The organism is Limnobacter thiooxidans, from assembly GCF_036323495.1.
Classification (GTDB): domain Bacteria; phylum Pseudomonadota; class Gammaproteobacteria; order Burkholderiales; family Burkholderiaceae_B; genus Limnobacter; species Limnobacter thiooxidans.
Map to the genome: position 1 here is coordinate 2406533 of NZ_AP028947.1, position 23347 is coordinate 2429879.

28 protein-coding genes are annotated in these 23347 nt (G+C 49.9%); 6 read left to right on the forward strand and 22 right to left on the reverse strand.

All coding sequences use genetic code 11. From position 1 onward, the window contains the following. Positions 1-59: 59 nt before the first annotated feature. A complete protein-coding gene (locus RGQ30_RS10910) occupies positions 60-446 on the forward strand; it encodes an MbcA/ParS/Xre antitoxin family protein (protein ID WP_130555888.1) in 387 nt (128 codons plus the stop codon). Further along, a complete protein-coding gene (locus RGQ30_RS10915; RefSeq protein ID WP_130555887.1) occupies positions 446-1177 on the forward strand; it encodes an RES family NAD+ phosphorylase in 732 nt (243 codons plus the stop codon). The genes RGQ30_RS10910 and RGQ30_RS10915 overlap by 1 nt, the downstream gene beginning before the upstream one ends. A 50-nt stretch (positions 1178-1227) precedes the next feature. On the opposite strand, the gene RGQ30_RS10920 is transcribed toward RGQ30_RS10915, so the two are convergent. The 5 genes from RGQ30_RS10920 to RGQ30_RS10940 all read right to left on the reverse strand — a co-directional run bounded on the left by RGQ30_RS10920 (position 1228) and on the right by RGQ30_RS10940 (position 5135). Beyond that, entirely contained in the window at positions 1228-2316 is a 1089-nt protein-coding gene (locus RGQ30_RS10920) for a lipase family protein (RefSeq protein WP_338284402.1), read from the reverse strand. Positions 2317-2449: 133 nt separating this feature from the next. Then, positions 2450-2965, reverse strand: coding sequence for a DUF6795 domain-containing protein (locus RGQ30_RS10925; RefSeq protein WP_338284403.1), 516 nt, complete (start codon positions 2963-2965; stop codon positions 2450-2452). Between the two features lie 161 nt (positions 2966-3126). Further along, entirely contained in the window at positions 3127-3639 is a 513-nt protein-coding gene (locus RGQ30_RS10930; RefSeq protein ID WP_130555884.1) for a DUF6795 domain-containing protein, read from the reverse strand. 123 nt (positions 3640-3762) lie between these two features. Then, complete coding sequence (locus RGQ30_RS10935; protein ID WP_298216101.1) at positions 3763-3936, reverse strand: hypothetical protein; 174 nt, start codon at positions 3934-3936, stop codon at positions 3763-3765. Between the two features lie 122 nt (positions 3937-4058). After that, positions 4059-5135 (reverse strand): CehA/McbA family metallohydrolase, encoded by a 1077-nt coding sequence (locus RGQ30_RS10940; protein ID WP_338284404.1) that lies wholly within the window; start codon positions 5133-5135, stop codon positions 4059-4061. A 434-nt stretch (positions 5136-5569) separates the two neighbouring features. Here RGQ30_RS10940 and RGQ30_RS10945 point away from each other — a divergent pair, with 434 nt between their 5' ends. Next, positions 5570-5758 (forward strand): hypothetical protein, encoded by a 189-nt coding sequence (locus RGQ30_RS10945; protein ID WP_130555882.1) that lies wholly within the window; start codon positions 5570-5572, stop codon positions 5756-5758. 218 nt (positions 5759-5976) lie between these two features. Here the strand turns inward: RGQ30_RS10945 and RGQ30_RS10950 are convergent, their stop codons facing one another. Next, positions 5977-6273, reverse strand: a complete 297-nt coding sequence (locus RGQ30_RS10950) for a hypothetical protein (RefSeq protein ID WP_130555881.1) — start codon at positions 6271-6273, stop codon at positions 5977-5979. Between the two features lie 177 nt (positions 6274-6450). Between RGQ30_RS10950 and RGQ30_RS10955 the strand changes: the two genes are divergently transcribed. Both RGQ30_RS10955 and RGQ30_RS10960 read left to right on the forward strand, forming a co-directional pair. Continuing rightward, positions 6451-8226, forward strand: a complete 1776-nt coding sequence (locus tag RGQ30_RS10955; RefSeq protein WP_130555880.1) for an alkaline phosphatase D family protein — start codon at positions 6451-6453, stop codon at positions 8224-8226. A gap of 135 nt (positions 8227-8361) precedes the next feature. After that, the gene (locus RGQ30_RS10960; RefSeq protein WP_130555879.1) at positions 8362-9663 is read left to right on the forward strand and encodes a S8 family peptidase; all 1302 of its coding nucleotides are present in this window, start codon (positions 8362-8364) and stop codon (positions 9661-9663) included. A 67-nt stretch (positions 9664-9730) separates the two neighbouring features. On the opposite strand, the gene RGQ30_RS10965 is transcribed toward RGQ30_RS10960, so the two are convergent. Beyond that, positions 9731-10225, reverse strand: a complete 495-nt coding sequence (locus tag RGQ30_RS10965) for a hypothetical protein (RefSeq protein WP_338284405.1) — start codon at positions 10223-10225, stop codon at positions 9731-9733. A 519-nt stretch (positions 10226-10744) separates the two neighbouring features. Between RGQ30_RS10965 and RGQ30_RS10970 the strand changes: the two genes are divergently transcribed. Further along, on the forward strand, positions 10745-12271 hold the full coding sequence (locus RGQ30_RS10970; RefSeq protein WP_130555877.1) for an LVIVD repeat-containing protein: 1527 nt from the start codon (positions 10745-10747) through the stop codon (positions 12269-12271). A 63-nt stretch (positions 12272-12334) separates the two neighbouring features. Here RGQ30_RS10970 and RGQ30_RS10975 read toward each other — a convergent pair whose 3' ends face one another. The 15 genes from RGQ30_RS10975 to RGQ30_RS11045 all read right to left on the reverse strand — a co-directional run bounded on the left by RGQ30_RS10975 (position 12335) and on the right by RGQ30_RS11045 (position 23340). Then, positions 12335-12886 (reverse strand): dihydrofolate reductase family protein, encoded by a 552-nt coding sequence (locus tag RGQ30_RS10975; protein WP_130555876.1) that lies wholly within the window; start codon positions 12884-12886, stop codon positions 12335-12337. A 170-nt stretch (positions 12887-13056) separates the two neighbouring features. Next, entirely contained in the window at positions 13057-13788 is a 732-nt protein-coding gene (locus RGQ30_RS10980; RefSeq protein WP_130555874.1) for a CPBP family glutamic-type intramembrane protease, read from the reverse strand. A gap of 52 nt (positions 13789-13840) precedes the next feature. After that, positions 13841-14224, reverse strand: coding sequence for a YfeK family protein (locus RGQ30_RS10985; protein WP_130555873.1), 384 nt, complete (start codon positions 14222-14224; stop codon positions 13841-13843). 538 nt (positions 14225-14762) lie between these two features. Beyond that, on the reverse strand, positions 14763-15155 hold the full coding sequence (locus tag RGQ30_RS10990) for a hypothetical protein (RefSeq protein ID WP_130555872.1): 393 nt from the start codon (positions 15153-15155) through the stop codon (positions 14763-14765). A gap of 181 nt (positions 15156-15336) precedes the next feature. Beyond that, complete coding sequence (locus RGQ30_RS10995) at positions 15337-15630, reverse strand: hypothetical protein (protein WP_130555871.1); 294 nt, start codon at positions 15628-15630, stop codon at positions 15337-15339. Positions 15631-15739: 109 nt separating this feature from the next. After that, a complete protein-coding gene (locus RGQ30_RS11000; RefSeq protein WP_130555870.1) occupies positions 15740-16342 on the reverse strand; it encodes a tetratricopeptide repeat protein in 603 nt (200 codons plus the stop codon). A gap of 106 nt (positions 16343-16448) precedes the next feature. Next, a complete protein-coding gene (locus RGQ30_RS11005) occupies positions 16449-16952 on the reverse strand; it encodes a hypothetical protein (RefSeq protein ID WP_130555869.1) in 504 nt (167 codons plus the stop codon). Positions 16953-17025: 73 nt separating this feature from the next. Then, the gene (locus tag RGQ30_RS11010) at positions 17026-17538 is read right to left on the reverse strand and encodes a GNAT family N-acetyltransferase (RefSeq protein ID WP_130555868.1); all 513 of its coding nucleotides are present in this window, start codon (positions 17536-17538) and stop codon (positions 17026-17028) included. Between the two features lie 89 nt (positions 17539-17627). Further along, entirely contained in the window at positions 17628-18119 is a 492-nt protein-coding gene (locus RGQ30_RS11015; RefSeq protein WP_130555867.1) for an AAA family ATPase, read from the reverse strand. 465 nt (positions 18120-18584) lie between these two features. Further along, positions 18585-18971: a hypothetical protein gene (locus RGQ30_RS11020; RefSeq protein ID WP_130555866.1), complete on the reverse strand. Its 387-nt coding sequence runs from the start codon at positions 18969-18971 to the stop codon at positions 18585-18587. Between the two features lie 41 nt (positions 18972-19012). Then, the gene (locus RGQ30_RS11025; RefSeq protein WP_338284407.1) at positions 19013-19864 is read right to left on the reverse strand and encodes a tetratricopeptide repeat protein; all 852 of its coding nucleotides are present in this window, start codon (positions 19862-19864) and stop codon (positions 19013-19015) included. Beyond that, on the reverse strand, positions 19839-20159 hold the full coding sequence (locus RGQ30_RS11030; RefSeq protein ID WP_338284408.1) for a hypothetical protein: 321 nt from the start codon (positions 20157-20159) through the stop codon (positions 19839-19841). Before RGQ30_RS11030 ends, RGQ30_RS11025 begins: the two co-directional genes overlap by 26 nt. 183 nt (positions 20160-20342) lie before the next feature. Beyond that, positions 20343-21395 (reverse strand): hypothetical protein, encoded by a 1053-nt coding sequence (locus RGQ30_RS11035; protein ID WP_130555864.1) that lies wholly within the window; start codon positions 21393-21395, stop codon positions 20343-20345. A gap of 85 nt (positions 21396-21480) precedes the next feature. Then, the gene (locus RGQ30_RS11040) at positions 21481-22338 is read right to left on the reverse strand and encodes an FRG domain-containing protein (protein ID WP_130555863.1); all 858 of its coding nucleotides are present in this window, start codon (positions 22336-22338) and stop codon (positions 21481-21483) included. A 621-nt stretch (positions 22339-22959) separates the two neighbouring features. Continuing rightward, on the reverse strand, positions 22960-23340 hold the full coding sequence (locus RGQ30_RS11045; RefSeq protein WP_130555862.1) for a hypothetical protein: 381 nt from the start codon (positions 23338-23340) through the stop codon (positions 22960-22962). Positions 23341-23347 lie beyond the last annotated feature (7 nt).

Here is a 23347-nt window from a genome sequence, read left to right on the forward strand (position 1 = left end):
CATGATAATGGTTACAATAAATGCAACTTAGATCACATTTGTAGTAGGCAGAGGTGTCGATGTTTGCAGAAACCACCGGAAAACCAGAAATTGACCGCCACAAGGCCACTGCAATGGTCATGCGGATGTTTGACAACTGGCAACTGTCCTCTGAAGACCGAATTGCCCTGCTTGGCCTGGCCAAGGAAAACAGGACCGCACTGAGCAAATACAAGCGAGGCGAGCCCATCGCAAATTCGCGCGACACGCTTGAGCGCCTTTCTCACCTGTTTGCAATCCACAAGAACCTGCGCCTGTTGTACCCCCAGCGTGAGGTTTGCTACGCCTGGATGCGCAAACCCAATGGTGCGTTTGAAGGGCTCAGCCCTGTGCAGATCATTGACCGCTATGGATTTGTGGGTCTGTTGATGGTTCGATCCTATCTGGATCGCGCCCGGGGCACTTGATGGCCTCTGCATCGGAAGTATTGAGCGAGAGCACCCTCACCTCTTTTTCCCAAAATGTATACCGAAACATCGTATCCTTGATTGTTTCCGAAGACCTATTCGACGACCTGACGGATGACCCCCAGGACTACGCCATTGCGCAGGCCATTGAAGCGTTACACACACCGCCTTACTACTGCAGCAAATTCCCGATTGTTGACCGACCTTTTGAAGAAGCGCACTGGTTCAGCGCCATTCAGTTTCCTTTCGAGAACTGGCAGGAAAGCCGCTTTAGCCAAGGCAAGTTTGGCGTGTGGTATGGGGCCAGCGATGTGCGAACCACGGTGTATGAAACGGTTTACCACTGGCTAAGACGCACGCGCATTGAGGAAGGCCAATTGCCCACCGGCCGGGAACTGCAACGCAAGGTGTACACCGTACACGTGGATGCCCTGTTGCTGGACCTGCGCAGTTTGGCAACGGCGCACCCAGCCCTGATTGCTTTAAAAGATTACACCTTGACCCAGCAAATGGGGCAAGTGATTCACAAGCAAGGCCACCCTGGCTTGTTGACCCGGTCTGCGCGGTGCAAAGGTGATATTCAAGCCATTTTCAATGCCGCTGTGTTGAGCGATGCACGGATCAATTGCTGGTTGCGGTATCAAATTCAGCAGGACACGGTACTCGTGCTGGGTGCTGGCGACAAAAAAGTGGCCAGCATTCCCATTGCTGAATTAGAAAGTGGGTTGTGATGAATTGGGTGTTGTTTGCCGGGCAGGTTTATAAGACACCGACAACAACTTCACTTACCTGCCTGCGCCTTCAACATGGCTTGCTGAGCGCGTCCAGCCATTTCCATGCTGAATTGGCTTAGCACCCAGCGCAAGGTGTTCAAGGTAATATCCGTTCCTTTCATGTGTGCGCGGCCGAGAAAGTCAAGCATTGAATTGACAATCGAGTACACATCTTCAGCCATCAGCCTTGTGGCGTTGGCTGCCTTCATCAAGGTTTCGGCCAACAAATCCACCGCCGTGAACGCAACGCTAAGCGTACCTTGTACGGTAACCAACGCCGCCTGACCAAGGTCGTGCAGCACAAGCCGTGTAAGTTGACTGATCAAGTACAGCAGCTTCGCGTTGAACATGCCGCCACCACCAATGCTTGCAAATTGTCGCGCCAGGTCAGCATGCGCTGCCAAGGCATGGGGCATGGGAGCGAAGTCGCTCCAGCTGCTGCTGTAAGCCATTTTCGAATAACCACTGTGCAGCAGGTGAGCTTCGATCCCGATTTTCTCGCCATGTTGAACCAACAATTCCGACTGGCCGCGCGAGGCGTGCGCGTATGGAAACACCGGCACCATGGGAACCGGGTCGCAGGGGTTGGCAATGCGACGAATGTGAGTTTGCGGAATTCGCTTGGTGATGTCTTGCGCATAGCCAACCAAACCCACGCGCGGTGCGCCGATGGTGTACAAGCACACGTGAAAACCTGCATCCTGCAACAGGCAAGCATTCAGGTTGGCCAAAGCACCACCCAAGCTGTGCCCCATGCAGTGAATGGTCGCTGGCCGATTGGTGCCGTGTTGGGTCACAAAATTCACCAGCTGGTTTTGATAGCTTTTGAAAGTTTTAAGAAAGCCACGGTGAAACACATGGCCGCGCGGGCCGATGCCATAACCGAAATTGGCATTGGTGGCCAAGTCGAATTTGTTGTGTTCGAAATTGGTACCGCGTGTGACCAAAACCAGCTCGTTGGCGCGGCTGCCCGTACCACGGGCGATGAAGCCAAAACCGCTCAGGAGGTCGATGTTGAAGATGCCGGATTTGGCGGCTAGTGTATTGAAACCTTGAGGCTGAACTGGAAGGTCTCGTTCTGCTGCAACCCTTTTCAACTCAGCTGAACTCAAAGCAGAAACATAAGCGTTACTTTTTGCAGGGTGAGCGGCTTTATTCCCTCGAAACACCTTATCAGCTTCATACACAAAGTCAGACAAAGAATGAACTAAATGTGGCTGTAAAAGTAGGTTAGTCATATTTCAAATTTTTCCTTTCTTGGGATTTTTCAACTTCACAGTCAATCACTGGCAAGATCTCATCAAACATCTGACTGTTTTTCAAATCGCACTTCATTCGAATCAACGGAAGCCCCGTCTCAACGTTTTCCTTGTAGGAATTCCTGGAGTTGGCATAAGCCATATAATTCAAATCCTTAACAGGGACGAGAATCCGAATACTGACGTTGGGCACATGAAACAACTTGGCAAGAAAACCAAACTCCGCTGCACCACGCACTTCCGGGAATTGAAATCGACCGTCCTTGTTGGTGATCGTGATTTCAGTGCGAGGTTCTTCTTCCATGTTCCAGTGCAAAGTTCTAATCACTTTTTGACCAGCAACAGGTTTGCCATGATCAAGTAGCTGCCCCTCGACAGCCGAGGAAAGAATCAGATTGTCTTGCCGCACAGCATGGGCTCCTTGGGGAACAAAAATCAGGAAAGGAAGGCAGGCCAGAGTGAAAAGCGCGAGTTGGCGAAAGCGCATGATTTGCTAGCCTTAATGAGGAAAGGCAACACAGTAGCAGAGGTGTTTGATGGCTCAAAAAAGCCGCTTTATCGGGTCACTCCATGGGGGTAGAACTGGCCGCTTCAAGATAGGTATTGGCTGCGCTCTGTACCATAACCAGCTTTAGCTGTAACAATGATTTACTGAAAACGGTTCAGCATTTCATCTGATTGTTTAACCGCACAATTGATCACTGGCAACAAGTCTGCAAATAGATCCCGATCTTGAAGATCACAACTCATTTGGATTGTCTCGAATCCCGTCTCTTCCGCAGGTTTGTAGGTATGTCTACCCGTTGAATACAAGGATGTTTTTAAGCTTTCTTCGATCAAATCGACATCAATCAAAACTACTGGTACGTGGAATAATCTCGCCAGAATTCCAAACTCCGCCGCACCACGCACCTCAGGAAATTGAAACAACCCATCCTTATTGGTAGTGGTAATTTCAGTGTATGGCTCAGCCTGCATATTCCAATACAAAGTCCTGGCCACCTTTTGCTCAGCAACAGGTTTGCCGTTGTCGAGCAATTGCCCCTCTACAGCAGAGGACAAAACAAGATTGTCTTGTCGCACAGTGTGTTTTTTCTGAAAATGCAAAAACAGGAAAAGTGGGCAGGCTAAAACGAGGGGCGCGAAATAACGAAGACGCATGGTTTGCTTGCCTTAGATAAGAAAGGCAACACAGTAGCAGAGGTGTTTGATGGCTCAAAAAAGCCGCTGATTCGGGTGACTACAAGTGGGTAAACTCAAGCTGCCGAAACATGATCAATCCGCTTACTTGTTCTTGTCTGCAAACGCCTTGTTACGTCGAATCACGGATTCAATCAAGCTTTGTGCTTCTTTGAGATCTTTGAGTGTACGTTGGGCCGTTGGCAAATCATCTGCAGCCTGAATTGCATGTTCCAGTGCCTTGCGAACATTCTTCAATTCTTTGATAAGTTGTTCCATATCATTTCTCCAAAAAAGGACGATATTCTACAAAACCACCGCGACATAACACCCAGGATTCAGAGAAGAAACATTCAGGATGACATGTCACTTTCCAGGCGATTGATACGACGGTGTCGAAGCTAGTTTTGGTAATTGATATAAAACGGGTTGCTGATTGCAACCATGGGCAAACTTGGGATGAACGAACCAGGTGAATCAACCAAAGGGGTCGAGAGGCCCTGCATTGTGACTCGATAGTAGGTCCTGGTATTGGCGCCCGGCTGATCGGTGAATGTCACACTGGTTTGCCCTGGAAACACATTGAGCGTTGTCAGCACTGAACCATCGCGTATTACTTCCAGGCGATAAAATTTGGTTTGAACTTCAGTATTTTCCAGTTCAATCTTCAGTTGCACGGGGCGATCTTCTTTCAGCACCAGATTGTCCCCCATTCCCAAATCAAAAATACCATTCGATTCGGATGCTGCTGTTAGAACCAGCCGGGGCGACTGGGGCGTTGCCGAGATAGAAACACGCCCTGCGTTGAGCGCGTCAATAACGGATTCTGCATCGCGACTGCGTGCCCGCACCCACGTGGTTGGCGTACCCATGGCGTTCACGAAAGGTTGAAAATTATTGGGATCGATTCGAGTTGGAAACGACTTGATGTACCCATGGTGGGAATCGCTGCCACCTCGGCCTGTCATTCGTCGGCCGGTACGAATTTGATCGTCCCAAATTGTTTGTGCATTTGTATTCAAAAACCAGACTGACGATTGCCACACCTCAATGGAGCGAACAACATCGTATCCATAACCCCACGGGTCGCCCGATGCCGGGTGATTTGCAGAGAAATGAAGCCCCAGTGATTTCACGACCTGCTCTACTTCCGTACTTAGGCCATCACGAACGGCATACAGGGCTTGGTGGTTGTAAGGCTTGGCAGAAAATGTGTTTGCATGGCCCTTGGATGTTGTCCATTCAGCCCCGAAAAGCACCACCAATTCATCATCCGATTTGTAGGCAGGGTCTGACCAGGTGTTGCCCGCGAGATCGCCATCAACATGGTTGTCGTGGTCAGTCACACCCAAAAAATCCAGCCCATTGTTTTTTGCAGTAGCGATCACATCTGCCATGGGTCGGTTGGATGCGTCAGTGCTGTAATTGGTGTGCACATGCAGGTCGCCAGCCATCCAGACCCCTTGGTCCAAAGGCAAGAACTGAGGCTCCGGAAAACCGCCGAATGCACGCGAACCAACTTGAACCTGGTTCGGTGAGGTTGCGCCGCCCGACGATTGCCCATTTGATCTTCCGTTGTCGTCGCTCGAGCAAGCAACAAGCAATAAAACGCACAAAGCCTGAAACGGAAAAGACAAATTCACCATGAGTTCAACGCCAGTGTTTGATCGGATCAACCACACGTATTACTTGCCTGACATAAAATTCGGATTGGGTAATGCTATCTAGGTGACAGTTCACACCGTTGACACAAAAGGATTATTACGAAAATAAGACTTGTCACACAGAGTAAAGCCACAAGGAATTCTGTTGGTTTCACAGCCAGACCAATGTGTTTAGTAGAGCGTCCTCTAAGTGTACGGATGTACTCTGATAAATGACCCGCAAGTCATTTTTTATCAGGAGTAAAGCCATGCAACTTCACCAGTTTTCAATATCCAATGCCATGTCGGTTGGGTTTGCGGCCACAGTGCCGGCATTCCTGATACTTAGCCTGAATGGAACAAGTTTGTTTTATGGCATGGACACGGTTTCATCCCTGTCAGCGGTAGTGGGACTGACTGCCTTCGTTGTTTCCCTGTTCGGAAAAAATGCAAGGTAAAAAAAGCCCCCCAAGTCGTCGAAGAAATTGGGGGGCTCAACCGTTGAGAGTGTTATTTCACGGAACAACTGTATTGGGGAGGAGACCTCAATAACAGTGCTGATATTTGTACCTGAAAAACATTACATCAATGTTACTCGTAGGTAATATTGGTAATGACCACCAGGACCTCACCCGGTTTTTCGACCACAAAAAATTACCCTTTACTACAAACTTCCTTACTCGTTCACATCCTGAATTTCGCCCAAACTTTCCATGCTCATATTGTGCTGAATGATCAGTTCGCGAAACGTTCCTGGCACATTCAGTGAATCCCGGCTTCCCGGTATTTGCGACGGCATTGGAATTCTTTGTTTGTTTTCGAATCGCTCTTGAACAGCTTCAAGAAAAACACCCATGGCTTCTTTGCGGGCCTCTTGCTCCGAATTGTAAATTTCTTTCGCGCCGACAAAATCAGGAAACCTCAATTCATATTGCGCGTCATTGAGCTTCCGAATGACATAGAAAAACTGCATACCAACTCCCACACCAACGACTTTAGACAGCCGCATTTTAAATTCGGCATGTTACCGATATGCGATCAATCGACCGGGCTTGACCCTCTATAGAAAACGGCACCCTGAAAACTTACATCAATCTGTAATGCGTCCTGTGTAAAAGCTTGGCTTGTTATCAAAGGAGCTTTATCGAATATGGATCGTCGACACTTTCTCAGAACAGGTTTGGCTGGAATTTCACTGCCTGCATTGGTGGCCTGTGGTTCTGACGATACAGGTGCGCTACAGAGTAGTACCGGTTCCGGACCAACAGTTCGCCCGGCTGAAGAAGTTGATGCATTGATCGCTCAGAATGCCTTCGCATGGGGTGTAGCCAGCGGCGACCCCACAGCCCATGAGCTGATTTTGTGGACCGCAATCGCACCGGCCAACGAGAATGTGGTGTCCGTGCCATTGATCCTCGAGTATGTGCTGGTACAAGGGCAAGCGGAAGACCCCGCCCAGTGGAACCAGATCTTTCAGCAGGGCCCAATTCAGCAACTGGGCGAATTTCTGGCCTTAAAAGCCAGGGACTACACGGTCAAGATTGATTTGGGTAACTCGGCGCTTTACGAGAATACTTCATTCGGTTTGGGACAAATGCCGGCTTTGGTAGCAGGTCAAACCGTGTTGTATCGCTTCCGGGCTGGATCTCAAACCTCGCGCATTGGGCGCAGCAAAACCCTGCCAGAGGGTGAAGTTGAACAGATCCGCTTTGCAACCGTGAGCTGCTCCAACTTGCCCGCAGGCTTTTTTTCCGTGTATGAAATGGTGCGAAAGGAATCACTGGACTTTGTCATTCATCTGGGCGATTACTTGTATGAAGGGGGTGGAGGTGGCGGGAACCTGAACCGAAACGGAGTGTCCCGACAGCCCCGCCCTGCTAAAGAAATGGTTCTTGTTGAAGACTACGTGCAACGCCATAAGCAGTACAAGGCCGATCCTGAACTTCAAGCCTTGCACGCCACTCACCCGATGATTGCCGTGTGGGATGACCATGAAATCACAAACGATGCTTACAAGGACGGCGCAGACAATCACCAGCCCGATGAAGGGGATTACCTGGTTCGCAGGGCCATTGCAATTCGCACCTATTACAACTGGATGCCACTTCGTGAGCGGTTCAGTCGCCTTGAAACAACGTTTGAGCCCGACCCGCGAGAGGTGATTTATCGTGACTTCCAGGTGGGCGACCTGTGTAGCCTGATCATGCTCGATACCCGGATCATTGGCCGGGACAAACAGGTGGAAATTGTGGCTGTAGACCCAGACCGTTTCAACCCTCAACGGAATTTGTTGGGGTTGGATCAGCGCCGCTGGTTAAGCGACAGGCTTTTTGCCAGCAAACAAAAGAACAGCCTGTGGACGGTTCTTGGGCAGCAGGTGATGTTCGGCCAATTGAACTTGCTTGAACTGCCGCAAGTCAAGCTGCTGGATCAGTCTGTGCTGGGCAACATTGCCGCGGTGAACATGGACCAGTGGGATGGCTATGTGGCAGAACGCAATCGCGTTTTCAACATGATCAAGGACATTGGCATTGAAAACCTGGTGGTTCTCACCGGTGACATTCACACCAGTTGGGCAATTGAGTTGTTCGAGAATCCATTCACTTTATTGGGCGGCAACCCCTTGCAAAGAAGCCTGGGCGTTGAGGTGGTGACACCCTCTGTGACCTCCTCTGGCTTTCCGGATGAAGTGGCCGATGTGGTGTCTGCCGCATTGCCCCTGCTGAACCCGCACATCAAGTACAACGAGCTGAAAACAAAAGGGTTTGCACTGCTGGAAATGAGCCGAACCCGGCTAAGCGTTACCTGGAAATATGCCCAGAGCGTTGCGGACGAGTCGCTGATCGGCATGGAAAATGAAGCCATGCGCAAAACCATGACGGTGCCCTTGGGAAGCAACCGGTTTGAATCTGCGCTTCCCTTTTGACGGATCCTGAGATGTAGTGGAGCCGTTCAGGTCGCGTCAAATCTGGACGGGTCGGTTCCAATACAACCAACGAATCGGATTTCATCTTTCGCAAGTATCAACTGCTGCGATCAACCTTTTTTACGGAACGTCTCAATGTCCATTCAACTCAATCGCCTGACTGCTGTACTCAGCTTGTTGGCCATCGGTAACTTGGCACAAGCAGCTCCCATACAAAACCAATACATTGTTGTACTGAAAGACACCGCAGCACTCACGCAGATTCTGGATTTGCCTGTCGGCACTCCTGTTAAGAATATTCTGGATCAGGCGCAAAGCCAGTTGGGACTTTCATCGCAACAGGTCAACTTTCGCTATCAAAATGTATTCAAGGGTTTTGCTGTCAACCTGCCCGACCATGTGGCAAAGGGTTTGAACCGCAGTGGATTGGTCGCATTTGTTGAGCAAGACCAAACCTTTCAACTGAACAACCAGGTTACTCAAAACAATGCAACCTGGGGCTTGGACCGTTTGGACACTCGCGAGAATGCGCGAGACATGCAATACACCTACACATCAACTGGCGCACAAGTACACGCCTACGTTGTAGATTCAGGTCTGCGTGCAAGCCATGTGGAATTCAGGGGGCGTGTGGGCAACGGGTTTGATGCCACAAGCGGTTCGTCCTCGGGCGGCCTGTTGGGCGGAGGTTTTCTGGGTGGCGGCTTTTTAGGTGGTGGTGGGCTGTTTGGTGGCTTGTTCGGTTCTCCCAGCGCGCCTCCCCCTCCCTCGGGCAACCCTTCAAACCCGTTTGACCCTTCTTCCACCCCGACCGACTGCAATGGCCATGGCACGCATGTAGCGGGCACCATTGGCGGTACGCAATTTGGTGTGGCCAAAAATGTGATCTTGCACGGCGTGCGTGTGGTCAATTGCGCAGGTACAGGTTCTTCATCCTCGACCGCTGCGGGTATTGACTGGGTAATCCGGAACCATGTGAAACCTGCGGTCATGAATTTGAGCTTGGGCGGAGGGGCTTCCAGTGCGGTTGATCAAGCCATTCGTGCAGCCCACAATGCAGGTATTGTGACCGTGGTTGCGGCTGGCAACGATTCGCGCAATGCATGCGAGTTTTCACCCGCCCGCGAACCCTTGGCCATCACCGTGGCTTCAACCGACCGCAACGACAGGCGCTCTTCTTTCTCCAACATTGGCAGTTGCGTTGACTTGTTTGCACCTGGCAGCGAAATTACCTCGGCTGGTATCAACAACGACAACGCGCAGCAGGTGTTAAGCGGCACGTCCATGGCATCACCCCATGTGGCGGGCGCTGCCGCCAAACTGCTTTCGCAGGGCGTTGCACCAGGCAATGTGGACACCGCTTTGAAAAATCAGGCCACTGCAGGTGTGGTGACAGATACACGCAACAGCTTGAATTTGATGCTTTACAGCAGGTAATCAAACCGATCTGCTTCTTGATTGCGGGTGAAGCCAACAGGCTTTCCCGCAAGCAATTGTCAGGCAATTAATGATTGGAATATCTAGCCCCAAGAACGCCGACAACTGCATCAGCTGTATTACGAATCCGCGCGCTTGCTTGTACGGTAGAGTACAAATCTGGGCTCAATGAATTGGCCGCTGACTGAATCATTCGAACTCCATCCAAAGTGCGATTTGGAGGTTGGTGCGCGAGAAATCTGGTCTCAAATTCTCTGCGTTCATTCGTCGCTGCTGAAACGAGCTCCATGACCGTTTCTTTAACTGGATTCAGGACATTGATCATGACGTCCAGTTGCTCGGTAAGCAAAGCCAAATTTAATACATCTTCAAAAGAATTGGCCTTGCCACTTATTGCCTGGAGAAGATCTGTGGCAGTGTTCTTGCACCCCTCCATTAACATTTTTTCCTTGGTAATCGCACTGTTCAGCACGCCCAACTGCCTGACCACTTCACCCGCAACTCGCATTTCCGGGTTTGAATATACAACTGGCGCGTTAGGAATAGAAAGACAGGATCCCATGGTCATTTCCTTTATAAATTGAAAGACCTAGGTAAGCTCCACGTACAGACAAGTTCCACAGACCAATGAGCAAACTTGAGCAGTACATCAGTTCTGAAATGTCTTTGGTTTATTAAATACGCTGAAATATGCGCATAAATTACTTTTCCTGATTTAAAACACATTTACCCGCGTTTTATAGTCAGGCATTGAACCTTCTCCCTTGCTTGCGTGATGCACTGCCCGATGACTTCATCAAGGCGCTGATTGACCGCTACATGACCGATCCGGCGCAGCGTGTTCAGTTTGATGGTAGTGAATGGCAGGGCTTGGGGAGAAGCAGATGGAGGAAATCAGTAGATTACATTTGCTGTTTAAATTAATCATTGGTGTAATATCAAGAAAAAATTTCAGCCGAAATAAATCGGGGGATTAAAGCTGCTTGTCACCTATTTCGGCGGTAGACCGATGCGCGTGTATTTTTGCAATCACGAAGCTGACGGTTCAATAATATAAAAAAATAATAATCGGAGACAGACAATGGGGAAGCGACTTCTGTGCAGCCTGGCTGCATCTTCAAGCATTGTGCTGGCAGGCTGCCTGGGAAGCAGCGACAGCCCTTCAGCGCCAGCATCAAGAAACCAGACGCAAATATCGCCGAATGAGGTTCAGCAGGCCAACGATGGTGTCAATCTGGCGACCACCCCAACAGCCCTTTGTGGGCCGGGCGCGCGGCCAGAAAGTGGGCTACAGGGCCGGGTATCCCAGGCAGATTTTGATTCTGGTCGTGCAGCGGCGGGATTTGCCTGCAACGTCGAACTTGTTGGTTCGTACGACACAGGTGCCAAACTTGGTTATGTGGGTGGATACAAAGTCGAACGCTATGTCGACACCAAGGGCCAGGAGTGCGCTTACTATGACACCGCCCTGATTGCACCATTGAATATATTGGAGCAAACCAGTGGCGTGCATGTCATGGACATGAGCGACCCGACCAAGCCGCGACTGGCAAAAAGGCTGCTGTCACCGGCGATGATTTCGCCCCATGAATCGTTGTTGGTGAATACAAAGCGCGGTGTACTGGCTGCAGTGGTGGGCAACCCTGTTGTAGGGCCAGGCATCGTAGATCTCTACGACATCAAAGACGATTGTCTTAACCCCAAACTCAAATCGTCCACCCCCTTGGGTCTCCTGGGACATGAAAGTGGAATGACTGCGGATGGCAACACTTTTTACGTCGCCTCCCCCGCCACAACAACCATTGTGGCGCTTGATATCTCGAACCTTAGTCAACCCAAAATCGTGTGGTCAGGCTTCGAATCTTCTCATGGCCTAAGCCTTGATCCCAGTGGTAACCGCGCTTATCTGGCCGCTTTAAGTGGCCCGGGTGGTTTGGTGGTGTTGGACACGTCCGAGATTCAAGCGCGCAAGCCCAACCCGACTGTGAAAAGAATTTCTGCCCTGACTTGGGACACGCTGTCACTTCCCCAGAATGCAATGCCTGTGACGTTCGATGGCAAGCCGCACATCATTGAATTTGATGAATTTGCTTCAGGAGGATCGGGCCTTGATTTCATCAAAACCGGTTTTCTTGCACCCGCGCTTAAGGTGGCAGATTTGATTGCGGCGCCCAATGGTCCACTGGTTGGCGCTGGCCGCATCATCGATATCTCGGATGAAACAAGACCGGCTGTGGTGTCAAATATTCGCTTGCAGGTACATGACATTGCCAATCGCGATATCGTCTCCAAAGACCCTGGAGCAGAAAACTTTGCCGGCGGTTATGCGGCGCATTATTGCAATGTACCAACCTTGATTGACCCACCCATCATGGCCTGCAGCATGATTTTGTCTGGCCTGCGCGTGTTCGACATTCGCGATCCCAAGAACCCCAAAGAGATCGCTTACTTTGTGGCACCCGTGAAACCACGCATCTTGAATTTGACCGCTCCACCCAGTAATTATGCGATGGCTCGACCTACGTTTGTCCCTGAAAGAAAGGAAATTTGGTACAGCGATGTGTATCAGGGGTTCTTCGTTGTGCGATTGACCAATGAGGTTTGGTAACTCTGAAAATCAGCTAACAAAACTGCGCCTTTGAAGCTTCGGCTTTTCTGGTGCAGTGCCTTGTCAGGCGTCAGCGTCTGCGAGGTAAGTGGTTTGAACAAAACCAAACTCGTATGCTTTTGAGTGAGCCAGTTTCAACTTCACGTCATTTGAAACGCTTCCAAAAAGCGGACGACCTGCACCAATCAGTACGGGCACTGTTGTAATCGTAAGCCTGTCAATGAGGCTGTCCGATAGAAAGCTTTGTATTACTTTGCCACCATCGACGTAGGCATGCTTGCACCCTTCCGACTCCAGGCGCTTTAACAGATCATGCGGTGTCTCTGAACTTTTCTCCAGGTGAATTTCTGGACCTTGTCGGAAATCGAGTTCTCTGGAGGTAAGAACAACAACGCGCTTGCCTTCATATGGCCATGGCTCGAAGCCTGCAACTTGTTCATAGGTATTTCTTCCCATGATCAGAACGTCAACCGAACTCATGAATGCGGCATAGCCACAATCTTCGCCTGCAGGAACGGTCGAATTGGCTTCCATGAGCCAGTCAATCGAGCCGTCTTCACGTGCGATAAAGCCGTCCAGGCTGGTAGCGATGTAAACAGAAGTAGTGATGGTCATCAACGAAAGTCCTCGAGGCTAACGTCCGATTGAGTAATGGTTAGACAAACCATTCAGCCAGATGTCCTCGGAAATCAAGATTGCTTGTTGGTCGCGCGCCAGACCTAATGCGAGGGTTGTCTTTCCTGCACCGGCTTTGCCACAGAAGAAGTGAGACATTGTTATGACCCTTAACCACGAATAGCGTATGCAAGGACATGCGCCAGTACATGTGCAGAAATGGCAGCCTCCAAACCGTAGCGCCAGAAAAGATACCCGGCAATAATGCCAAAGATCGCGTTCCCGAAGGTGATGTACGCGACAACCATGCCTGACACTCCGCCCAGACCCGCAACAACGGAAGGGACATGCGAAACCCCAAACACCAATGCACTGATTCCAATCCCAAGCCAGACTATGGTGTCGGAGGGTACAGCGCTTGCTCGTTGCAGCGTGCGCCAGCCTGCCCAAACGAGGATCGTCATCAGCCCCCACCGAATGAGTACTTCCTCTGTTATTCCGCCATAGAGAACGCGCGCCGCGAATGGGATAGAACCCTTCTCCTGTAAAACAGCCAGTTCGCTTGGTGAGAATTCGTAGAACCCTATGATGACTGCCGCGCCCAAGAAACCACCGATAACCCCTGGAAGCAACTGGGGGCCAATTGCAGCCCGCACACCACCCCCACTAGCCAGTGCCGACAGCACAGGAGCGCGAAGACCTACCTTTGCGCTCAGCAGTGCTCCGATACCAGATGCCAGAACAACCAACACAATGCTTTGAAGCGCCGTAGCGATTTGCAATGTCTGCAGAGGAATCGTAAGACTTTCGATATCGATGAGCAATGGTAATGCCAGCCATGAAATGGCCACAGGCCCGGGAATGGCTATAAGAGCAACAAGGAATGCAAGCTTCCAATTCATGATTGCCTAGTGAGTTTGATTAGGTGACATAACGTTCGACATGAGCAGCTGTTTACGGTTTGGCAGTGCTGCTGGTAGGCGCTCGAACAAATGCCAACTGCTGAATGAGCCAAACCTGGCTGGCCACTGGCGCTTGCCCGCCACACCTGACTTGATACGCGCGACCCGAAAAACTGCTCTTGGATGCTGCGACTTCAATGAAATGCTCAGTGCTTTGAACTGTGCCCTTCCCTTCAACGTACTCGAGCTTGCGAAGAAGGTGCGCTTTGGCTTCCGAACCGCTGTACCAAGAACCATTGCGATTGAACTGACAGCCTGACGCCTGCAATTTGGTCAGCAGGGTTTCAATCTCGACGCGCACCGGCGCTGAAGTTGGAGCAGCGGTTGCAAGAAGACACCAAAGGCTAGTAAAGCTTGCAATAAAAAGACGTTTCATGTGAGTTTTAGGAGATCTGACCTCTTGCGACAATCGAAGCAAACGTATTGGAGCGGTATACCAGGAATTTTCATAGGGAAAAAGCAAAGTTTGAGATAAGCGGCCCCTAACGAATCACTTTGCAGTTACATCGAAGGCTAAGCGTCGCTGACCGACTCTGGCTTCCGGACTTGCAGAAGCATAGTAGCAACCGAATAGAATATCAACGCCCATCCTGCTGAGCTGTTGATTCATTGGGCAGGCGCAGAAGGTGCCTCGGATGTCAGTGGGCCATTTGATGGCGCACTAACTAACTGAACATAGCGATTGGTTAGTATCAGGATTGTTTTTTGAATAGACTGCCGCCAGGATACTTCCTTGAAACATCATGGGGATAAGAGAGTACAGGTTATGAAAAAACACCAGATAACCCCCCCCCGGAGATGAATACGATTCATGACGCCCTAACGCCAAAGTTCACCGAGCCTGCCCGAATTGCATATCACCTTGATTGACATGCAATACCGGCTCCGGTGCAGCGCCTAATTGGGCAGCCTGATCATTTTTCAATAACCTTCATTTGCTCATTTATAACCACAGTCAATTGCCAAACTGACAATACCGCAACTATTACTATTTCCAAAATCAAGTAAAAAACACCTAATGAATTTAATGTGAGCCAATTAGATACCAAAACATTGATTGCCAAAAGTACAAAGATAATGTTCAAAGCCACTGTGATCATTAAACAGTGGCGTAGTGCATTCCCCAATTTTTTTATTGATACCACATCAAAAATCAAAATCCCCAATGCATAGAAGACTGTGAATATTAACCAGCCTTCCGGAACTTCCATTGATGCATTCATAAATTTCAATATCAGCAATGAGCCCAGTGCTGAGAAGATGGCTCCAATTGCGTCAATTTTTAATGCTTCTTTATATGTATTCATATAACTTTTTGTCTGCCCAACGTTTGAATTCAGCGGCTGCTGTAGGCAGCCCGCTGCAATGAAGGATCAGACATCACTGAAGGAACAGAAAGGACATCGGCGCAAAACGCGTCACCTACATCTAGCAACGCATCATTTGAATTTGTAACTTTGAAGCAGATCACCCGATCGAAATGCCTTGTTAGAAAGCATTGCGTAGAACGAATATGAACAACGGCACCATGAGGCAAATCAACGCGATGGTGATTGTCTTGAAGTGCCGTAAGAAATGAAAAGCCCATGGTTTAGTCGACGACTCATCCAGAAGCGAAACGTACGCATCGATCTGTTTGAACTGACCGCTCGGTGTAAGTAATGGTCCAACCGTTTGATCGCGATCGCGCAATGCAGGCAAGACGTGACGAAAATAAACGTAGTTGCCGAGCAGCACATAGCCCACTATCAGCCACCACACCACTTTGAAATAACCTTCCATAAACGCCTTCTAACCTTTGAATTCAGCGGTGATTGAGGTGGTGCGTGCTTTTGGGGCAGCAAAAGTGCGTGACGGGTCAAACGTCCGCGGCAATGAATTGTTATACGGTTTACGCACAGCGCGCCTGTTGTTTGGCAGATGCCACGGCATTGGCAATAGACCCAAATTGCTTCGCTGTGGGATTGCGTTTGACGTTCTCTGCGTTCGCTTCTAAGGCTTTATCAAGGTTGCTGCACGCCTTTTCGCGATCATCCAACATTTGATATGACCAGGCCATGTTGAAATAGACGTTGGTAAGGGAGTCAAAGCGGCTGGCTTTTCGATGCTGCACTTCAGCGCGTTGGTAATACTCCAACGCTTTGGAATAGTATTCAGAAGCCTTAACCAATCGATTGTCAAAGGTGACGGATTTGTCTTGGAATCCATCGCGGCGATAAACAGTTTCCCATTGGCTTACTGCGGGGGACCTAAGGAAGTCACCGTACTGGCGATACGAATTGCCAAGCCCATGCGGGTCGTCCTGTTCTTTGTAGATCGCCAGTGCTTCACGAATAAGCCGCTCCGCTGGCAATGGGCGATCTTGCCTTTGATACAGTTCCTGAGCATCGTTCAGCTTTGCGAGTGGATCCGAACTTGCGACGACTCCAACGCCTGCACACCCGACCAGAATCGACAAAAGAGATACACCAACCAGAAACTTTAATGCGCGCATGGATATTCCTTGATAAGTCACATAACGTAGAAATGACCGGTGTGCCATAGATGGACGACCACCCGCCGCGCGGAGGCCTGTGTCGACTGACCGTTTAAGACGCACGCTAGTCAAGCAAGTCATAGGGTGCGAGCGTCCAGAGCCGCTCAGGAACCGGTTGAAATGTGGGGTGGGCGAGCGGCCCATTCGGTCCAGTCAATTCACCTTCTTCTGGCCAGTCGTGCACGTAAAAGGCCACCCGGAATCTATTCACTTCCCTTGGCTTTGATACGTTCTGCGCAATTGACTCCACACCGTCCACCGAGAGATACGCGGGTTCCCATGCAACCGAAGTCGTCTCCTTCTCCGAGATCTCGTACGGATCGAACTCGCCTGTGTGGTCTTCGACCAGTACCTCAAAGAGGGCGGCTGAGCTTATTGCCTTCTCCAGTTCGCCAGGCAATTCAGCCGCCCGATCGTGCAATCGGTCATCGGACCAATACTGCGCGAAACCCCGTGACCGCAAGTCGCGAATACCCTCGACAAAATCAGCAACGTCGTCTCGTATCCAGGCGGCCAGCCGCTCTGGTGTAGGTCTAGGAAGATATGCGCCAATGACGGTGAGTTTCATGACTGCGCCTTAACGTGTGACATGAGAGGCGGCCAAGAGCGATAGCTCTTGAACGTCCCTTTCGACGGAGGAGTTAAGAAGCACTTGCTGCATGGAAGACCATGTGGTGTTCGTCTTGCAGCACACCGCCTACGAGCATGTAGCCGCGCTCGAGACCGTACTCGACAAAGCCCAGCTTCTTGTAAAGCGACACGGCTGCAAAGTTCTTGGTATTGACGCTCAAGTTCACCTGGCTCGTGCCGAGCACAGTAACCGCGTATTTCAGAGCGTGAAGCATGATCTGAGCGCCGACACCCCTGCCTCGGGTATCTTGGGCTACGTAAACGCCCCAGATGATCGACTTGTGAGCCAACTTGGTCATGCTTTCTCGCTGAAGGCCTACCAGAGCGCACAACTCCGAACCTTTGAAGGCTCCGAACACCGCTGAGGCAGCGTTCGGCTGTAGGCGCTTCTCGATTTCTTGAAGTGGTGTATCGACTTCTTCCTCGTAGCTCGACGCGAAGGACTCCGGGCACTCTTGAAGACCTCGGAGGCGCAATGCCTGAAACGCAGCGGCATCTGATGGTGCGAGTGCACGGATCTGCATTTTGTGCTGCCTAACGCCGAGCTAACAGGTGCCTAGCAGCAGCCGCACAGCGGCGAATCTTTTGCTGGCCATCGCGGTTGAACGACAAGTTAGAAGGCAGATAAATCAACACTATTCTTGAACTCCAGTTTCGGTCCGTCATAATTTTCAAATAAACGCTCATGCGCCCGCAAGGACCAATCATCTTTCCGCTGGTAATAGCCACGGACCCATTCAAGCAAGTTCGCGAGCATACGATCCTGAGCTTCTTTTGATTCGTACTTGTGAGGCTCCCAAGGGCGCTGCCGATTGTTTTCCACACAAACATTAAGGCTTTGGTTTAAGAACAGCAACTTCGGCTGGTGCCTTAACATAGACTCGATCAATTCCCCGTAGCAGCCCTCAACTACCCAAGATTCGTTTTCAATCACAAACTTGGCCAAATCAGCTTCAATTGCCTCAGACGGTCTCATCACAGCTATTTTGTCAGCTTCCCAAACTACAGAATCAAGATCGAGATGAGCAATTCCATACTTCTCAGATAAGACCCTAGCCAGGGTAGATTTTCCCGAACCAGAATTGCCCATAATTGCTATACGCATAGCGCCTCCTATGCCTTCTAACGTTTGGTTAAGGTGCGTGCTTCAGCCCGTCCCAGTGAACATAGCGAACGGTTTGAACCGCAAGTTAGGTTACTCACCAAAGACACCTTTGTACCAATACGCAGATTTATTTTTGTACCAGTGCCTGTTGCGCTCATTCATAAATACCTGAAGTTGTTGCATGGGTATACGGTAGCGATGAAATAGTGAAAGTATGTCCCGGAGAGATGCTTCGGAAAGTCTAGTGCTGCGCACTACAAGAGTGTCTTGCTCCCACCGTATAACGCCTTGTATTTCTAAAGCCCATTCAAAAAGGTGTTTCTCGTCCAGTTGCGAGTAGAAGAATATGTTTGAGCAATCTAACTTCACCATTCGACGCGTTACCAGGCGGCAAAGCGCGAAGCGGGTTGACGTGCTGTTGAACAAGCAGTTAGGCCGGGAGCCGAAAAGTTTTTCATTGACAGCTCAATTAACTGAGATGGCGGGTGGCTGTTCAGAAAGGATCGATATGCACTCGTTTGTGCCGATGATCAAGAATTCCTTCACCTTGTCGCTTTTCCCCGTGATGAAATTTTCACGTTGATTTTCGAGTTCTCTCCAACCACCGCTCAGAACTTCGAACACCCAACCGTTCAGCAAATTGCAGTGCTGCCAAAACTCTGTAAGGTCTGACTCATCTAAGACGCGAAAGCCGTGGACCCATTCGAATCGTACACATGCATTCCACTGTTTCGAAAACACAGAGACCTTTAGCCCTTCGGTGTTCCAATTCACGCCAACAATTTCCGTGGATCTATCCGACGAGAGGCCTGTTTCAATAGCGATCATTGCCGGTTTGGATGCTGTTTGCATGGGAGGCCTAACGTTGGCGGTAAGGAGCGCTGTGCTGCGCTTTATCGCGCAACGTCCAGTTGACTGTCGAATTGAGCGTCTTTTTTGCGTAACGCTATGGGTGCCCAGTTCTCGGACTGTTCACTGCAGGATGCCAATTGCTCGGATGACAGCATGCGCTCAAGTTGGGGAATGACCCGACTAAGATGGCTTTGCAGCTGACGCTCCTGTGGTGAAGAGAACTTTTGTGCCCGTTTTGCCCAGACGCAGGCGCTCACCATGTCTTTGTCACCAACCTGACCCGCGCCGTACATATTTGCAATGTTCCACATAGCCTCGGCCCAGCCAAGATCAGCAGCGCGGGAATAAAGCTCGAAGCCTTTGCGGCGATCTTGTTTTACCCCTAGGCCAAGATCGTGAAGATAGGCGAGATTGTTTGTAGCAAGCGCATGCCCCTGTGCGGATGCTTTCTCATACCAAAGTAACGCTTCTTCGTAGCGCTTCTCGGCTTGGAGTGTGCTTCCAACGCTATTTTGAGCCTCTGCGTTGCCGCGATCAGCAGCCATGCGGTACCACTTCATTGCTTCGGTTCCGTCGCGGGGTGCGCCTTTGCCAAAGTCGTATGCAGCACCAACACGAAGCTGGGCATCGACATCGCCAGCTTCAGCTTTAATAATCAGCGCCTTGGTTTCCGATGAAAGGAACCAATCAGCGGCTGCGACGTTTGAGAACGCGAGCAGAACTATCGAGAACAGCGAAATCAGAACTTTATTCATATCAGATCGTATTCCTTCGGAGTTAAAGACGCCCAACGTTTGAGTTAAGCGGCGCCGCAACACCTGCGGCGAAGCCGCCTCCTGTACTTGCGGGTCCGTGTTGGCCGACCAGTTATGCCAATTGCCGTAGCCAGTCATTGAACCTCTCCTTTGGCATTTGCTCATTTTTAAAGTCATTCGTCCGAAGCTCTTCCAAAGAGTATGTGTTGGCAAGATATAGATCCCATTGAGTTTCTACATCCGTCAGCACTGGAAGCAAAAATTCAATTTCTGGTTCCGCGTCTACTTCAAGATATTGGCACCAAAACCTGTCGCACCATTCTGCGATCTGTTTGTGCGAATACGGCGACGTTTCTGGGTTGGCACCCCACGTAAGCATCTTTAGCACGGATTCCCGCGTGAACGGAATATCTGCATGATCTTTCAATTGCATGAATCTGGTCTCGATTCAGACGGCATAACGCCGAAGTTAAGGGGCAATGATGCGAAGCATTATTGTCCCCCTTGAACAACCAGTTAAGCCGACGCGCAAAGACAGGATATTGCACTACAGCTGTGAAACGCCGAGGTGAAACTACGCTGGTTGCTAGCACGGAGAACTTTGAAATACTGCTATTTAATAGTTGTATTGTCTTATTTGCTCTCGGGTATAGCTAATAATTGTATTTGCGGCAATTATTTGTTTGCGTCTCTCAGTTTCGCTTACGAATTTCATTCGACTTAACCTACTCTTTAGCATTTCAATTTGCAGCTCCAGTATTGGCTTTACAACCGGCACTTTCCCGTATATGGATTTTGCCTCCATCATTTGGAAATTAAATAGATCATTTCGTTCGAGAATTCTGGTCCTTTGGTTTTTTTGAATAAAAAGCTTTCCTATGCCTGAGTTGGTATCGTAGGAGTGCATTTTTACATGATCGCTCGCATACAAGAGGGGATAAGCTTCGCGTGCAGCGTTGTATATTGGTTGCCTGATGATGTGGCCAGGGATGTAAGGCTTAAGTTTGAAGCAGTCGGGTTTGATTTTCCCTGTTCCTGGCGCAAGCTTGAAGTGTCCAATTTTGCTTCCCGGCATTTGCATTTCCCAGGATGCGAAAGGGAACCCAACAGACTTGGAAACCAAGAAATCGGTAGATGCACTCACAAATACTAAATTATTTACCCTGAGCGCAAGAGCCGTCGGGCTTGTCATGAAAGTAAGTGTGTTTGCGCCTGACCAGTTCAGTGTTTTTTCAGGTAAGTAGGTGTTTGTGATTGAAAGGTAGCGGTCCTTGATTCCGACTCTGTCATTGATGTAAAGATTTGGAGGCAAACCAAAAGATGACTTGTTCATGTAAGAGACACCAAGCCATGCACCAATTCTTATTTTGTCAAACCAATCGAGCAATGACTCCAAATCTGCGCCATTAACGTCGGCATCCTCTATTAGTCGTTCAATGATGCCTTTAACTTGGCTTTCTAAAGAGCTAAAGTTGTTGTTGCAACTATCGCAAGCGGGGAATGTATAGTTCTTTGCCGGGAAGATTATTTCTTTCCCTGTTGCCCAATTTGTACCTACAGATGTGTCTTTTGAGTGGAAGCCGGTCATTTTTAAGAGCCACTGCGGAAAAATGTGCTCTTTCGTTTTTGATTCTGGGGCTTTCCCGCAGAATATGCATGCAGCTGCCAAAGTGGCTCCTTTTGAGTAGGCCTAACGTTCAAGTTCAGGGGCGCGCCACCGATAAGGGGAGTGCCCCCTACAACGGAGGGTTAGGTCACTTTTTTTTGCGCGCATACTTGTTTTGGTAACGCGCAACGATTGCCGCAGCCTGTGATTCCAACTCTGGAAACAACGACTGTTCAGATACTCCGAATGACAAAAGTTCACGCTTAAGCTTATGTTTATTGGAGAAGATGATTCGTTGGGTAGCGGTTCCGCATACCAGCCAATCGTCTGGCACCTTCGCGGGCTTCGACTTGCTTCCGTCGGCCCCAAACAAAAGGAAAGCCCCCTCTTGCCGTGCAATACGTGCGTTGTCTAAGCGAGTGCGAACAGCCACTACACGCCGTAAATCAGATGGTACGATGATGTTTCTGAATGCTGACTTATCGCTTCGAATGTCGTGAAGTAACTTACCAACCTCAGTGTCATTATTGAATCCGTCTTTGTCGGCAGGTAACGCTGCTACGTCAAATTCTTTCGGGCGGCGAGCGATATTTGCCAATAAGGTAACCGTGTCGCTGTCGTAAAACTTGACTTGATCGTTCGGAATATCCAAAACGAGTACCTCACCTTCGGTCTTCTCTTTGTGCTTACACGCGAAGTACAGGGCGACGAGCGAATTGGCGGTAAGGTCGAGCAGTCGGGTGGGCAAACCATAGTGCTGAAGGCGAACGAGCACCTCAATTAATGGGAGAGACGAGGGAAGGTCTAACGGGCAACGAATCTTAGCTTCTTGAATTAGTGATTCTTCATTTTCAATTAGCTGTGGCTTCCGAAAAACACTTGGCTGAAGCCTGTACTTCTTATAGTCGGAATGACCCCGAAAGAATCTTGTGCGTCCAGGCGCCAACGGAATATCCGCTAGGGCCTTAGCAAACTCTGCAACTGAAGTGACGGTTATGACGGGCATTAAAATGGCCTAACGTTTGAGGTGGCTGGCATTTTGTGGAGTGCGCAAGTTGAGCTAATGGTTAGGTCTCACGTTTGCTCTTTGTAAAATTTAAGAGCTTTGAGAACACTAAGCGACTCACTTAGCTTGGCTAAGCTGGACGATGCATTGGCCGACTCTATGGAATACGCCTCTGCGTTTTTCTTGATGTCTTTTAGGGCATTTCGCAACTCTACTAATTCATCCAAAAACTGCTCTGGGATCTCAGCAGAAGGCCACTTGTGCTGACAGGTTTGACAGACTTGACCCCGTCTGAAGTATTGTATGTCGGAGTGTTGGGATCTGTACCATCGCTGCCCAGATTTGAATCCGAGTTGCGTTGGGTTGACCGCTGCACAAACTCTCACTTGCTTACAGTGTGGGCAATACTTTTTTGTACCACCTTGATAGTTCTTCATTTTAGGACTGCGCTATGTATATGGGTCGCTGGGATATCTTTTGCATATGAGCCGAACTGTGGCGTAAATTTGTGAGGCCTAACGTTTGAGGTGACCGGCACGCACTGGCTGCGCGCCGCGAAGAGCATCATCGCCTGCGCGCTTCGCGGCGTGCTGTCGTTGCGTGTACGAGTCCACCGACCTGTTAGACACGCGGATCAACGGGATACGGCTCATAGCCCAAATTCGACCACCTACTCCGTGTTTCAGCAACGAGCGGCGAGGAACCCGTAACGTGAAGGTCGCTCTCATGACACAACGTGAACTCGATATCCTCAGTCTTAATGAATATGTCGGCCTTGCCGACTTCGATAGTCCCTGCACTCTCTGCATTTGCCAGGTATTCCGGCAACGCCGTCAGCGAGACCTCTACGTCTACCCACATGTCATCGATATCGAGATTGCTGTCCCAGCCGAACGACACAGCGGCCCGCTCGACACCAGAGGCGACAAGCTTTGCGCAAATCTCGGTGAGCTCAGCCAACATCAGTTCACGCGACAAAGTGTGAGTGCGATGCTCAATCATGATAAGT